Annotated in this window: 12 protein-coding genes; 10 read left to right on the forward strand and 2 right to left on the reverse strand. The window is 72.4% G+C overall.

Annotated elements, in window-relative coordinates; translation table 11 throughout:
• Window positions 1-12: 12 nt before the first annotated feature.
• Window positions 13-888: a carbon-nitrogen hydrolase family protein gene (locus ACWGJ2_RS36570; RefSeq protein ID WP_453350688.1), complete on the reverse strand. Its 876-nt coding sequence runs from the start codon at window positions 886-888 to the stop codon at window positions 13-15.
• 222 nt (window positions 889-1,110) lie between these two features.
• Between ACWGJ2_RS36570 and ACWGJ2_RS36575 the strand changes: the two genes are divergently transcribed.
• From ACWGJ2_RS36575 to ACWGJ2_RS36585, 3 genes are all read left to right on the forward strand, one after another.
• The gene (locus ACWGJ2_RS36575) at window positions 1,111-2,022 is read left to right on the forward strand and encodes a LysR family transcriptional regulator (protein WP_453350689.1); all 912 of its coding nucleotides are present in this window, start codon (window positions 1,111-1,113) and stop codon (window positions 2,020-2,022) included.
• A 116-nt stretch (window positions 2,023-2,138) separates the two neighbouring features.
• Window positions 2,139-3,500, forward strand: a complete 1,362-nt coding sequence (gene hisD / locus ACWGJ2_RS36580; RefSeq protein WP_453350690.1) for a histidinol dehydrogenase — start codon at window positions 2,139-2,141, stop codon at window positions 3,498-3,500.
• Window positions 3,501-3,636: 136 nt separating this feature from the next.
• Window positions 3,637-5,112: an amino acid permease gene (locus tag ACWGJ2_RS36585; protein ID WP_453350691.1), complete on the forward strand. Its 1,476-nt coding sequence runs from the start codon at window positions 3,637-3,639 to the stop codon at window positions 5,110-5,112.
• Window positions 5,113-5,116: 4 nt separating this feature from the next.
• On the opposite strand, the gene ACWGJ2_RS36590 is transcribed toward ACWGJ2_RS36585, so the two are convergent.
• A complete protein-coding gene (locus ACWGJ2_RS36590; RefSeq protein ID WP_453350692.1) occupies window positions 5,117-6,115 on the reverse strand; it encodes a LacI family DNA-binding transcriptional regulator in 999 nt (332 codons plus the stop codon).
• A gap of 224 nt (window positions 6,116-6,339) precedes the next feature.
• On the opposite strand from ACWGJ2_RS36590, the gene ACWGJ2_RS36595 reads away from it, so the two are divergent.
• The 7 genes from ACWGJ2_RS36595 (at window position 6,340) to ACWGJ2_RS36625 (ending at window position 13,855) form a co-directional block, all read left to right on the forward strand.
• Entirely contained in the window at window positions 6,340-7,479 is a 1,140-nt protein-coding gene (locus tag ACWGJ2_RS36595; RefSeq protein WP_453350693.1) for a cupin domain-containing protein, read from the forward strand.
• A gap of 5 nt (window positions 7,480-7,484) precedes the next feature.
• Window positions 7,485-8,246, forward strand: a complete 762-nt coding sequence (locus ACWGJ2_RS36600) for an alpha/beta fold hydrolase (RefSeq protein ID WP_453350694.1) — start codon at window positions 7,485-7,487, stop codon at window positions 8,244-8,246.
• A gap of 68 nt (window positions 8,247-8,314) precedes the next feature.
• On the forward strand, window positions 8,315-9,625 hold the full coding sequence (gene hisD, locus ACWGJ2_RS36605) for a histidinol dehydrogenase (protein ID WP_453350695.1): 1,311 nt from the start codon (window positions 8,315-8,317) through the stop codon (window positions 9,623-9,625).
• Window positions 9,622-10,395: an SDR family NAD(P)-dependent oxidoreductase gene (locus ACWGJ2_RS36610; protein ID WP_453350696.1), complete on the forward strand. Its 774-nt coding sequence runs from the start codon at window positions 9,622-9,624 to the stop codon at window positions 10,393-10,395. The genes hisD (ACWGJ2_RS36605) and ACWGJ2_RS36610 overlap by 4 nt, the downstream gene beginning before the upstream one ends.
• Entirely contained in the window at window positions 10,392-11,204 is an 813-nt protein-coding gene (locus tag ACWGJ2_RS36615) for an HpcH/HpaI aldolase family protein (RefSeq protein WP_453350697.1), read from the forward strand. Before ACWGJ2_RS36610 ends, ACWGJ2_RS36615 begins: the two co-directional genes overlap by 4 nt.
• Window positions 11,205-11,429: 225 nt before the next feature.
• On the forward strand, window positions 11,430-12,776 hold the full coding sequence (locus ACWGJ2_RS36620; RefSeq protein ID WP_453350698.1) for an MFS transporter: 1,347 nt from the start codon (window positions 11,430-11,432) through the stop codon (window positions 12,774-12,776).
• An 80-nt stretch (window positions 12,777-12,856) separates the two neighbouring features.
• Window positions 12,857-13,855 (forward strand): ester cyclase, encoded by a 999-nt coding sequence (locus tag ACWGJ2_RS36625; protein WP_453350699.1) that lies wholly within the window; start codon window positions 12,857-12,859, stop codon window positions 13,853-13,855.
• Window positions 13,856-13,914 lie beyond the last annotated feature (59 nt).

Genomic DNA, 13,914 nt, shown 5'->3' on the forward strand with positions numbered 1-13,914 from the left:
GGCCGAGGCAGCTCACGGGCGGGCGCCGCGCCGCCAGCGCTCGGGGTCGATCCGGCCCGCGTAGAGGGGGAGTTCGAGCGGTGCCTGGCCCTCCGTGAACGGGTCCCACACCCGGGTGAGACCCGCGGTCCCCCGCGTGCGCACCCGTCGCGCCTCGGCGAGGTCGAGCACGTCGCTGACGACCTCCTCCGGTCCCGGCCCGGCCTCGGCGCGCGGGTTTCCCTCGGGGTCGACGACTACGCTGCGGCCGACACCGTCCGGCGCCGCCGCGTTGAGGCTGGCCATGAACACCTGGTTCACGATCGCGTTGGCCCGCGCCAGCACGACTTCCTGCGCGCGGTCGACGGTGGGCGTGCGCACCAGGTTCAGTACGAGGTCGGCGCCCTGCCACGCCAGGTGGCGGGTGGTCTCTGGGAACCACGCGTCGTAGCAGATCGTCAGGCCCACGCGTCCGTGGTCCGGCATGTCGAAGACGACGAAGCTGCCGCCTGCCGCCGTGGTCTCGTAGGGCCGCCACGGGAACATCTTGCGGTACTCCGCGACCCGCTCGCCCGTGGGCGCGTAGACGGGGGCCGTGTTGTAGACGCGCCCTTCGGCGCCCAGTTCGTAGACGCTGCCGGGCACCAGCCAGATGTCCAGTTCGCGGGCGAGGGCTGCCAGCCGGACGCCGCGCGGTCCGTCCAGCGGCTCGGCCGCTGCGGTCATCACCGTCTCGGGGTCCTCGTCGGGCCTGTGGCCGCACAGGTGCAGCTCCGGGTACGCGAGCAGCCGGACCCCGGGGTGCGCGGCGGCAACGCGGCGCACGTCCGCCGCGAACGCGTCCGGATCGTCGGCGGCGTGGTGCCGTGCGGCGGTCTGGACGAGGCCGATCGGCAAGGGGGTCGTCATCGCTGGGGCAGCCTTCCGCGCTGGGTGACGTCCAGGGGCGCGGCCGAGCCAATCACCGTGCCGCCCACGGGACAAGACACCTTCGTCCTGCGGTGTCCACAGGACGAACCCGGGGGCTGCCGCACCGGTGCCCGCCCGGCCCTCGCCCCGGAACACCGTGGTAGAACGAGGATCGTCGCGTCCCTGACGCGGATCACCGACTCGACAGGACACAGGAAACCCATGACCCTCAACCAGCTGAGGGCCTTCGTCGAGGCGGAGCGGCTCGGGTCGTTCACCGCGGCGGCGCGGGCCATGGACATCGCCCAGGCGTCGGCCTCCGAACTGGTGCGCCGTCTCGAAACGGAACTGGACGCCGAGCTGTTCGCGCGCGGCAGCCGCACCCTGACCCTGACCTCGGCGGGCCAGGAACTGCTGCCGTACGCGCGGCAGGCGCTGGAGGCCGCAGAGAGCGGAACCCGTGCGGTGCGCTCCCTGGGCTCGCTGGGCGGGGGAACCGCCACGTTCGGCGTGCTCCGCAACGCGGACTACTACCTGCTGTCCAACCTCGTGCAGATGTTCCACGCCCGGTACCCGTCCGTCCGGGTCCGGCTCGTGGGCCAGAACTCGGCCGAGACCGCGGCGGCCGTGGCGGCGGGACGGATCGAGGCGGGCCTGGTCGTCCTGCCCATCGACGACGAGGGGCTGACGGTGACCCCGCTGCTGCGCGACGAGGTGTTCTTCGTCAGCGCCAGCGAGGAGAGAACCCGCGCGCCGGTCACGACGGAGGACTTCGCCCGGGCGCCCCTCGTCCTCTACGACGCGCACTACGGGTGGCAGGACCCCACCCGGCGGCAGCTCGCGGAGCGGGCCCAGCTCGCCGGGGTCGGCATCGACCCGCTGATCGAGCTGGAACACGTCGAGGCCGCGCTGGGTCTCGTGGCCGCGGGAGTGGGCGACACGATCGCCAGCAGGGCGGTGGTCGCCGGCTCCGCGTTTCCCGCCGGGCTGCGCACCGTCCCGTTCGCCGACCCCCTCTACGACACGATCGCCCTGGTCAGACGGCGGGGGCATCCGCTGTCGCGGGCCACGAGGGAGCTGGCCCGGATCGCCGAGGACACCCTGCGCGAACTCCGTACCGACCTCGGCAGCTGACCGGCCGGGGCGCACAGGTGTGTGCGGGGCACCGGGGGGGGCACAGGGGAACCCTGTGGTTCGGACAGGAATCACCCCTCTAGTCCTGTGGCAGCGTGGCGTCTAGCGTCCTCGCCATGCAGATCACGCACGCCGAAGCACAGGCCCTCCCCCCGATCCAGTGGCTCAAGAAGCCGTCCGTGGACGGTCCCCCAGCGCAGCGCGACCCCGCGGTGGTCGAGCGGGTCTCGCGGATGCTGAAGGAGATCGAGACCAAGGGCATGGACGCGGTGCGCGCCTACGCCCAGGAGCTGGACGGCTGGTCGGGCGCCCTGGAGATCGAGGCCGCCGAGCTGAAGAAGTCGGGGGACGCGCTGCCCCCGGACGTCCGCACCGCACTGGAGATGGGGTACGAGCGCACCCACAGGTTCGCCGCCGCGCAGCGCGAGCACCTGACGGACTTCGAGACCGAGGTCGCCCCCGGAGTCGTCGGCGGCCAGCGCTACGTTCCCGTCTCCCGCGTCGGCGCGTATCTGCCCGCAGGGCGCTTCCCCCTGCTGGCCAGCGCCTTCATGACGGTCAACGTGGCGAAGACGGCCGGGGTGCCGACGGTGCTGGCGTGCACTCCCCCGTCCGGCGAGCACGGCGCGCATCCCGCCGTCCTGTACGGCGCCTACCTGTCGCGCGCCGACCGGGTGTTCGCGCTCGGCGGCGTCCAGGCGCTCGGCGCGATGGCCTTCGGGCTGCTGGGCGAGGCCCCGGTCGACATGCTGGTCGGCGCGGGCAACGCGTTCGTCACCGAGGCGAAGCGGCAACTGTTCGGCCGGGTCGGCATCGACCTGCTGGCCGGTCCCTCCGAGGTCGCCGTCATCGCCGACGACAGTGCCGACCCGGTGTGGGTGGCCGCCGACCTGCTGGGCCAGGCCGAGCACGGCCCCAACTCCCCCGCAGCGCTGATCACCACGTCGGAGCAGCAGGGACGTGCCGTGATGGCGGAGGTGGAGCGCCAGCTGGAGTCCCTGGCCACCCGGGACATCGCGGGCCCGGCGTGGCGCGACTTCGGCTCCGTCATCGTCGTGGACGACCGGGACGGCGCCGTCGCCGTGGCCGACGTGATCGCCCCCGAACACCTGGAGATCCAGACCGAGGACGACGGCCACTACCTGGAGAACCTGTCCAACTACGGCTCGCTGTTCATCGGGTCGTGGTCGACGGTCGCCTACTCCGACAAGGGCATCGCCGGTACCAACCACGTGCTGCCCACGGGCAAGACCGCCCGCTACAACGCGGGGCTCTCCGTCTCACGCTTCCTGAAGCCGCTGACGTACCAGCGCGCCGCGAAGGAGGGGACCGCGGCGCTGGCACCCGCCGTCGAGCGCATCTCGGCGTTCGAGGGGCTGGCGGCCCACGGCGCCACGGCGACGCTCCGCATCGACCGGATCGGGCGGACCTCCGGTGCGTTCGACGACGTTCCGGCCGCCCTGCGCGACCAGCTCTGACCCCACGTGTGCGGAGGCGCCGCGTCGGCCGCCGGCGCCGGCGCCGCGCCCGGTGCCGAAGCCGTCTCCGCCGCGCACGTCCGGCCCACGCACGCCCGGCCCACGCACACGCCCCCGTCCCCACCCGAGGTCTCTCATGCAGCACCGCCCGCCCGTGCCACCGGGGCCTGCCGGGAGCGAGAGCGGCACCGCTCTCACCCAAGGCCTGAAGGGCCGCCAGATCACCATGATCTCCATCGGCGGCGTGATCGGCGCCGGACTGTTCGTCGGCTCGTCCGCCTCCGTGACCGCCGCCGGGCCCGCGGCCCTGATCTCGTTCCTGCTGGCGGCGGCGCTCGTGGTGCTCGTCATGCAGATGCTGGGCGAGATGGCCGTGACCCAGCCCGACACGGGGTCCTTCTCCACCTACGCCGACCGCGCGCTGGGCCGCTGGGCGGGCTTCGCGATCGGCTGGCTGTACTGGTGGTTCTACATCCTCGTCATCCCCATCGAGGCCATCGCCGCGGGCGAGGTGATCGCCGGTCTGACGTCGGTGCCCAGTTGGATCCCTGCCCTCGCGGTGATCGCGGTGCTGGCGGGCAGCAACCTCCTCGCGGTGCGCAACTACGGGGAGTTCGAGTACTGGTTCGCCCTGCTGAAGGTCATCGCGATCGTGGCGTTCCTGGTGCTCGGCGTGCTCGCCGTCCTCGGTCTGCTGCCGGGCTCCGACACCCACGGGGTGTCGAATCTGTGGCGCCACGGCGGTTTCGCGCCGCACGGTGCCACGGCCGTCCTCGCCGGTCTGCTCACCGCGATGTTCAGCTTCCAGGGCAGCGAGATCGTCACCATCGCCGCCGCCGAGTCCGAGGAGCCGCGCAAGAACATCAGGAAGGCCGTCCGCGCCGTGGTCTGGCGTCTCGGCCTCTTCTACATCGGGTCGATCCTCATCGTGGTGTGTCTCGTCCCGTGGAACGCAGACGGCCTGGCGGCCGGTTCGTACCAGGCCGTGCTCGACCGGATGAACATCCCGGGCGCCGCGCGGATCATGGACGTCGTCCTCGTCGTCGCCGTGGGGAGCTGCCTCAACTCCGCCGTCTACACCGCGTCCCGCATGATGTTCTCGCTGGCCGGACGCGGCGAAGCGCCCGCCGCCTTCGCCCGCACCTCACGGGACGGAGTGCCCCGCAACGCGGTGGCGGCCTCCACCGTGGTCGGCGTGGCCGCGGTGATCGCCAACTACGCGGTGCCGGACGTCTTCTCGTACCTCATCGCCTCCAGCGGCGCCATCGCCCTGATCATGTATCTGGTCATCGCGCTCACCCAGTACGCGACCCGGCGCAAGGGCGGGCAGCCGGCCGAGGTCCGCATGTGGGGATTCCCCTATCTCACCCTCGCCACGGTCGCCTTCATCGCCGGAGCACTGCTGCTCATGGCCGTACTGCCGGGCCACCGGCTGGAACTGTGGCTCTCGCTCGGTCTCGCCGCCGTGCTCGTCGGTGTGGGCGTGCTGCGGCAGCGGCGGTCGGCAGACCGCGCCGACGGTGCCGCCCCAGCGCCCTCGGCCAAGGACACGGCGCCGGAACCGGAGCAGCGACCGGTGCGGGAACCGAAGCAGACGGCACCCCGGCCATGACGGATCAGCCGGCGCGGGCGTGCGTGGCGCGGGACACGAACTCGGTGCGCAGGACCAGGCGTTCCCCCGCCGGGTCGACGTCCTTGGTGATCCGCCTGACCAGCAGGCGCGCCGCCTGCCGCGACAGTTCCCGCAGATCGTGCCGGACGGTGGTGAGCCGGAACACCTCCCAGGCGGCCATCGGGAGGTCGTCGAAGCCGATGACGGTGAGGTCGTCGGGGACCCTGACCCCGGCCGCGAGGGCCGCGTTCAGGACGCCGATGGCGATGACGTCGTTGCCGCAGAACACGGCCGTGGGCGCCTCGTCCGCCTCCAGCAGCGCCGGCAGCGCACGGTATCCGGTGTCGTACTCGAACGCCCCGCGCACCACCCGGTCCTCCGGCAGTCCCACGCCCGCCTCGGCGAGCGCCAGCCGGAAGCCCATCTCGCGCTCGCGCCCCGTGGTGGTGTTGGCCGCGCCGAAGACACCGGCGATGTGCCGGTGCCCGAGGGACACGAGTTCCCGGGCGACGAGCCGTCCGCCGCCCTCGTTGTCCACGACGGAGGCGAAGTCGCCCGCCCGGCCCGTGTCGCGGTTGAGGAAGACGTAGGGCATGCCGCGCCGCTCCAGTTGTGCGGGCAGTCGGGAGTCGGTGGTGGTCGTCGCGAGGACGACGCCGTCCATCGACTGGTCCAGCAGCTTCTCCTCCGCGACCGCCTCGTCGGACCGCTCCGTGATCAGCATCATGCGGTAGCCGAGGCTGCTCAGCTCGTCGTGGAGCGGGGCGATGATGTGCGGGTAGAAGGGGTTCGTCAGATCGGTGACGATGACGCCGATCCGCCGTGTGGCACGCGTCGAGAGGGTGCGTCCGGCCTCGCTCGGCACATAGTTCAGCGCCTGCGCCGCGCGCTTGACCTTCTCGCGGGTGGCCTGGGACACGCGGGGGTCGTCGCGCAGGGCGCGGGAGACCGTGGGCTGCGAGACACCGGCCAGTCTCGCCACGTCGTGACTGTTGATCCCCATCGGCCCTCTCCTCGTCGCCACCGGCGCCGCGCGCCGGCGCGCCCCATATCAGTAACCCCACATCAGTATACGTATGCCGAATGCCGGTCCGCCGACCGTGCGGCCCACGGCCCTCTCCACCTCGCGACACCCGGCTACCCGAAACAACCTTGAGCATCCCCTTGACATCCACACGACCGACGCCTGTCATGGCGTACATACGTATTCACAACTAAGGAGCGGTCATGTCCGATGCCGTCGTCACCCCCAGCGAGCTGGCCCGCCGAACGGTGCGCCGCAGCGACTTCGTCTCCTGCAACCGGGCCTTCATCGACTGCCGCACGCCAGGCTCCGACCGCAAGGAGAACTACGCGATGATCGGCCCTGGCGTCTCCCAGTCCGCCGACCAGCACGTCAACCTCCGGCTGCCGCACGGCTACAACATCGGCGCCGCCGCCATGCCGCACGGCATCACCAACAACCTGCACCTGCACTACACGGCCGAGGTGTTCATCTGCACCGAGGGCGAGTACCTGCTGCGCTGGGGCGTCGACGGCACCGAGGGCGAACTCACGCTCAGGGCGGGCGACATCGCCTCCGTCCCGACCTGGATCTTCCGCGGCTTCACCAACACGGGCCCCGACGACGGCTGGCTGTTCACCGTGCTGGGCATGGACGACACCGGCGGCATCATCTGGGGCCCCTCGGTGCTGCGCGAGGCACGGGAGCACGGTCTGCGCCTCACCACCGACAACGAGCTGATCGACACCGTCGCGGGCGACCCCCTGCCGCCGGAGTCCGAGCTGGTCGGCCCCCTGGCCCAGGAGCACATCGACCGGCTGCGGCACTACACCCCCGAGGAGATGAGGCGCCGCATCGCCGCCGCTGACGAGCTGGTGTTCTCCGAGCACCCCTTCCTCGACAGCACCCTGCCCGGCGGCGGCGCCCGCCTGAGCTGCGTCATCGGCTACGGCATGACCGAGGACCCGCACCAGGAGCCCCGCGTCTTCAACCCGCACGGCCACAACGTCGCCTGGCTCCGCGCCGACCCCGGCCAGGGCGTCTCGCAGCACCGCCAGCACGAGACCCAGACGCTGATCGTGAAGGACGGCCTGTGGGAGGTCACCCTCAACCGCACCGACCCCGTCTCGGTGCGCCTCGGCCCGCGCGACATGCTCTCCGTCCCGCAGGACGCCTGGCGCACCGTGCGCAATGTCGGTGACGGGCAGGGCGACCTCCTCGTGGTCAACTCCGGCGACGGGCGGGTCCGGCTGGAGTGGGACGACGAGGTCCTCAAGAGCGCGGCGGACGCGGGCCTGGGCATCGACCACAACGGCTACGTCGCCCCGTACGCGCTGCTCCCCCGCTCGGCGCGCTCCTGGTGACCGGCGTGCCGCACACCGACACCGGGGAGGCCGGCCGGCCGCCGCTCGTCGTCGTGCCCGGGATGCTCTGCGACGCGAGCCTGTGGCACGACGTGGGCTTCCCCGAGGGCCACGACGTCCACCACGTCCCGCTGCGACGGCCTGACATCGGGGCGCTCGCCGAGGACGTGCTCGCCACGGTCCAGGGCCCGTTCGTGCTCGTCGGGCTCAGCCTGGGGGCCATCGTCGGCTTCGAGGCGCTGCGCCGGGCACCGGAGCGCGTCGCGGGCCTGTGCGTGATGGCGGCCAACGCGGGCGCGCCGCGCCCCGAGCAGTACGCGGCCTGGCGGGAGATGGACGAGCTGATCGCGGACGGGCGGTTCGCCGACGTCGTCGAGCGGACCCTGCCTGACATGTTCCCCGACCGCAGCGCCACACCCGAGGGCGCACGGCGCTACCGCGACATGGCGCACGCCGTGGGTCCCGCCGCGGCGCGTGCCCAGCTCGCCGCGCAGGCGACCCGCGCGGACGCGGCCGGAGCGCTGCGGACGGTGCGCTGCCCCACCGTGGTCCTGGCCGGGGCGCGGGACACGCTGTGCCCGCCCGCCTTCCACCGGGCGATCGCGGACGCGGCCCCCGGAGCCCGTCTGACGCTGCTGCCCGACGCGGGACACCTGCTGCCGTGGCAGCGGCCCGACGCGGTGAAGGGCGCGCTGCGCGAACTGGCCGCGGCCATCACCGGGACCACCGGGACGGCGCCCCAGGGCGCCGCGCCCTCCGTCCCCTGAACACCTTCCGAACTCCCGGACCTCCGAACTCCCCCTTGCCCCTTCACCAGCAGTGGAAGAGAGCCGTCATGCCCCGACACCTCAAGTCCCCCGTGCCAGCGGCGCAAGTGACCGCGGCCCGCGCCGATGTCGCCGAGCGCGTCCGCGTCATCCTCGACGACGTCCGTGAGCACGGCGACGACGCGGTCCGCCGGTACTCCGAGAAGTTCGACGCCTGGAGCCCCGCGTCCTTCCGCCTGAGCCCCGACGAGACCCGGCGGATCGTCTCCCAGGTGCCCGGCACGGTCCTGGACGACATCCGCTTCGTGCAGCGGCAGGTGCGCACGTTCGCCCAGGCCCAGCGTGACGCGCTGGGCGACGTCGAGATCGAGACGCTGCCCGGCGTCCACCTCGGCCACCGGCACGTCCCCGTGTCCGGCGCGGGCGCGTACGTGCCCGGTGGCCGCTACCCGCTGACCGCTTCGGCCCATATGACGATCGTGACCGCCAAGGTGGCGGGCGTCCCCCGCGTCGCCGCCTGCACGCCGCCCATCCGGGGCGAGGTACCCGCCGCGACGGTCGCGGCGATGCATCTCGCGGGCGCCGACGAGATCTACCTGCTGGGCGGCGTCCAGGCCGTCGCGGCGCTGGCCGTGGGAACCGAGAGCATCGGGCGCGTCCCGATGCTCGCCGGCCCGGGGAACGCGTATGTGGCGGAGGCCAAGCGGCAGTTGTTCGGCGAGGTCGGCATCGACCTGTTCGCCGGTCCCACCGAGATCCTGGTGATCGCCGACGAGCACGCGGACCCGTTCGTGGTCGCCGTCGACCTGCTGTCGCAGGCCGAGCACGGTCCGGACTCCCCCGCCGTGCTGGTCACCACGTCCGAGGAGCTGGGCCGCGAGGCCGAGCGGCACATCGAGCGGCTGCTGCCCACCATGCCCACCCGGGACTTCGCCGCACCGGCCTGGCGCGACCACGGCGAGATCGTGGTGGCCGACACCCTCGACGAGGCGTTCCGGATCGCCGACTCCTACGCCGGCGAGCATGTGGAGGTGCTGACCGAGAACCCGCGCCAGGCGCTGGAGAAGATGCGGGACTACGGCGCGCTCTTCCTCGGCGAGGGCACCTGCGTCTCCTACGGCGACAAGGTCATCGGCACCAACCACGTCCTGCCCACACGTGGCGCAGCGCGCTACACCGGCGGCCTGTGGGTCGGCAAGTACCTCAAGACGGTGACGTACCAGGAGGTCACCGACACCGCGTCGTCCGCGCTGCTCGGCGAGGTGTGCGGCCGGGCCGCGCGCGTCGAGCTGTTCGAGGGCCACGCACGCTCCGGCGACGTCCGCGCCGCCAAGTACGGCGAGGGCGCCCTGCCGTGGAACGAGGAGGGCGCCGCATGAGCCGCCGCGCCGCACCACTGGGCGGGCGCACCGCGCTCGTCACCGGGGGAGGCAGCGGCCTCGGCAGGGCCATCACGAGGTCGCTGCTCGCCGACGGGGCCCGGGTGGTGATCACGGGCCGCGACGAGGCCACGCTCAAGGAGACCGCGTCGCGGCTCGGCCCGCACGTCTCGCACCGCGTCTGCGACGTCTCGCGCCCCGACGACGTCGCGGAGCTGGCCCGGAGCCTGGCCGGTGAGGAGATATCGGTCCTGGTCAACAACGCCGGGATCGCGGGCCCCGTGGCTCCGCTGACCGAGATCACCCCGCGGGACTGGGACGAGGTCTTCGACGTGAACGTGCGCGGGGTGTTCCTGATGTGCCGGGCCTTCCTGCCCGCCATGACCGCGCGGGGCACGGGCGACATCGTCAACGTCGCCTCGGTTTCGGGCAAGCGGCCACTGCCCCGGCGCACCCCCTACTGCGCGTCCAAGATGGCGGTCATCGGTCTCACGGCCACGCTGGCGGCCGAGGCGGGCCCTTCGGGCGTCATCGTCAACTCGCTGTCCCCCGGGCCCGTTTCGGGGCCGCGCATGGAGCGCAACTTCCGGCTGGAGGCGGAACGCACGGGCAGTACGTACGCGGAGGCCGAGCAGGCGTTCACCGCCCGCTCGGCGCTGGGCCGGATGGTCACCGAGGACGAGGTGGGCGAGGCCGTCAGTGCGATGCTGCGCATGCGCGGACTGTGCGGGGCCGACATCGACCTCTCCGCGGGGATGGTGGCACGGTGACGGCACGGAGCACGCCGCTCCCGTCGCGCCGCGGCCTCAAGCGGCGGCTGGCGGACGGCGAGCGGCTGCGGGGCGTCCTGCTGCGGCTCCCCTCGGAGACGCTGGTGGAGATGGCGGGTGTCGCGGGGTTCGACTACGCCGTCATCGACTGCGAACACGGGCCTGCCGACACGGCGCTGCTCCAGCAGCACCTGACGGCCGCGGCGGCGCACGGGCTCGACGTCCTGGTCCGCGTGGGCTCGGCCGAACCGGCGCTCGCGCTGCGCTGCCTCGACCTGGGCGCCGCCGGGCTGATCCACCCGCACGTGGACGGCCCCGAGGACGCCGCGCGGGCCGTGGCCGCCAGCCACTACCCGCCGTGGGGAGAACGGGGCTTCGCCACCTACAGCAGAGCGGGCCGGTTCGGCACGGTCACGGCGGCCGACCATGTGGCCGCGTCCCGCGAGACCCTGGTCGTGGCGATGGTCGAGACGCGGCGGGCCTGCGAAGCCGCCGACGCGATCGCCGCCACGGAGGGGGTGGACGCGGTCCTGGTGGGCCCCGCCGACCTGGCAGCGGACTGCGGCTTCCCCGGACCCGGCGTCGTCGACGGGCTGATTGCCCGCGCACACGACGCGGCACGGGCCAACGAGCGCGCGGTGATGACCATCGTGCCGGGTCTCGACGCCGCCCGGGCCGCCGAACGCCAGGGGGCCCAGCTCGTCCTCTACAACATGGCCCACGTCCTCATGGACACCCTGCGCTCCCTGGCCGCGCCAGGGACGACGAGCACGGCCGGGACGACGGGCGCGGCCGAAGACCCCGTCTGACGGCCGGGCGCCGGGCACCCCCGACGACCACCCCGCCGGGCGCCCGCCCGTCGGGGGGAGGCGTCGTGCGCCCCGGGACTGTGCCCTCCGGCCCCCGGCTTCCCGGGCCGCCGTTTCCCGCCTGCGCGACCCCTTGACGCCCCACACCGGGGCCCTTAGCGTTCACGATCAATTCATACGTATGCACTCCCCTGCACCCCTCATCCCCGCGCGATCGGAGAAGCCATGTCCGCCGCAGCGCCACCCAGTCCAGACGTCGGCACTCCCCCGGCCGACCCGCACAAGCGGAAGGCGATACGCAGAGCCATCGGCGCGGGCAGCATCGGCAATTTCGTCGAGCAGTTCGACTACGGCCTGTACGGCTACATGGCGCCGATCATGGCCCCGGCGTTCTTCCCCGAGAGCGACAGGACCGTGGCGGTACTGGGCACGTACGCGATCATCGCCGTCGCCTGCCTGTTCCGCCCGCTGGGCGGCACCCTCGTGGGCCGCTGGGGGGACAGGGTCGGCCGCAGGAAGACGCTGCTGTGGACCATCGTGGCCATGGGCGTGGCCACCGCCGCGATCGGGCTGCTGCCCACGTACCAGCAGATCGGCGTCGCCGCGCCGATCCTGCTCCTGCTGATCCGCGTCGTCCAGGGCGCGGTCTCGGGCGGCGAGTACGTCGGGGCCGTCGCGTTCATCGTGGAGTGGGCGGAGCCGAACCGGCGGGCCTACTACACGTCGTACGCGTCCAACAGCTGCTTCGTCGGCACCCTCGCGGGCGCCGGTACGGCCGCCCTGACCAGTTGGGTCTTCGAGGGCGAGGCCCTGGACTCGTACGGCTGGCGCATCCCGTTCCTGCTGGCGATCCCGCTCACGCTGGCCGGGATGTGGCTGCGCCGTCACATCGAGGAGACCCCGGAGTTCGTCCGCGCGACCGAGGAAGGCACGAACGTCGTCAAGTCGCCGATCCGTGAGGCGCTGCGCTCGCAGTGGCGGCCGATCCTGGTCTACTGCGGCATCTCGATCATGCTCGCGATCCTCTCCTACACCTGGGTCACGTTCTATCCGCAGTACCTGACCGGCACGCTCGGGATGCCGCGCTGGATGGGCCTGGCCTCGAACGCCATCTCCATCGCCGTCCTCATCCCGGCCCTGCCGCTGGCCGGCATCCTGTCGGACCGGATCGGGCGCAAGCCCATGCTGGTCACCGGCGCCATCGCGTGCATCGTGCTCGTCCCGGTCGCCTTCTGGGTCGGCGAGGGCGGCACCTTCGGGACGGCCGTGGCCAGCCAGCTCATCTACATCGTGCCGGAGTTCTTCCTCACGGGCATCGTCACGGTCTGTGTGGCCGAACTCTTCTCCACGCGTACCAGGTTCAGCGCCGGAGCCATCGCGTACAACAGCTCGTTCTCCATCTTCATGGGCATCACGCCGTTCGTCGCGACGCTGCTGGTCAGCACCTTCGGCACCATCTACGCCGTCTGGGCCTATCTGGCGGTGGCGGCCCTGCTGGCCCTGGTCGTCGTGAGCGCCTTCATGACGGAGACGTACCGGAGCCAACTGGGCGCCGACAAGTTCGCCCGCTAGCGCGGCGGGCGGCTTCCCCGGCCGCTCCCCCAACTCGCCCTCTACATACGCATTCAGATCACTACCGGAACGGAAACACCATGCCCCTGGACCCCGTCGCCCACCTCCCCTACAAGGACCCGGACGACTTCATCCGCGAGGTGACCGACCGCATCTGGGTCGACCGCGACATCGCCCACATCGTCGACAACTACGAGCCGGACTCGATCGTGCACACCAGCCTCGGCACCGTCGTCGGCCGTGACGGTGTCATCGAGGGCACCACCATCCGCATGGGCGAGACCCCGGGCCACATCGGCCAGGCGGAGGACGTGGTGTGGGAGGCGCGGGGCAACGACGCCTTCCTCAGCTCCCACCTGGTCTTCTCCGCCGACGAGCACCTCGTGGACGGCCGCAACGTCCGCATCCGCAAGCGCACCGTGGCCAACTGCCTGTACCGGCGCGGCCGGATGGTGGAGGAGTGGGTGGTGCGCGACGAGCTGGCCGACTGCCTGCAACGCGGCCAGGATCCGGACGAGGCGGCCCGCGCACTGACCTTCCAGGGGTACACCGGCTCCATGCTCGACGAGCCGCCGGAGGACGTGCTGCTGAGCGGGGTCAGCGGTGCCCGTCCGGACGAGTTCCGTCCCGAGTGCGAGATGGTGCTCAAGTTCATCGACGAGGTGTGGACACAGCGCCAACTGCACAAGGTCGGCGACTACATGGACCGCGACCTGTTCCTCCACACGATCGGCGACCGCACCGTCATCCGCCCGGAGCGCTACCAGAGCGACCTCCTCGCCATGGTCGCCCCCTTCCCCGACGCGCGGTTCGCCGTCCGTGACGTCCAGACGAACCACTCCCCGCGCTACGCGGGCCTGCGCGTGGCCGTCCTGTGGACCATGCACGGCACCTACCGCGGCACCCCGGCCTTCGGCCCCCTCACCGGCAGCCCTGTCACGGTGCTCGGTGTCTCGCAGTTCCTGGTCCAGGAGGGGCGCATCGTGAAGGAGGTCCGCGTCTACGACGAGATATCCCTGCGCGCCCAGCTCAACGCGTCGCGCCAGGACGGCCCCCAGGTCGAGGCCAACATCTACTGACCTCCCCCGAAGCGGGGGGGGCCCCCCCCCCGCCCCCCCCGGCGGGGCCGGCCCCGGCC

It is taken from the genome of Streptomyces sp. NPDC054796 (assembly GCF_053611545.1).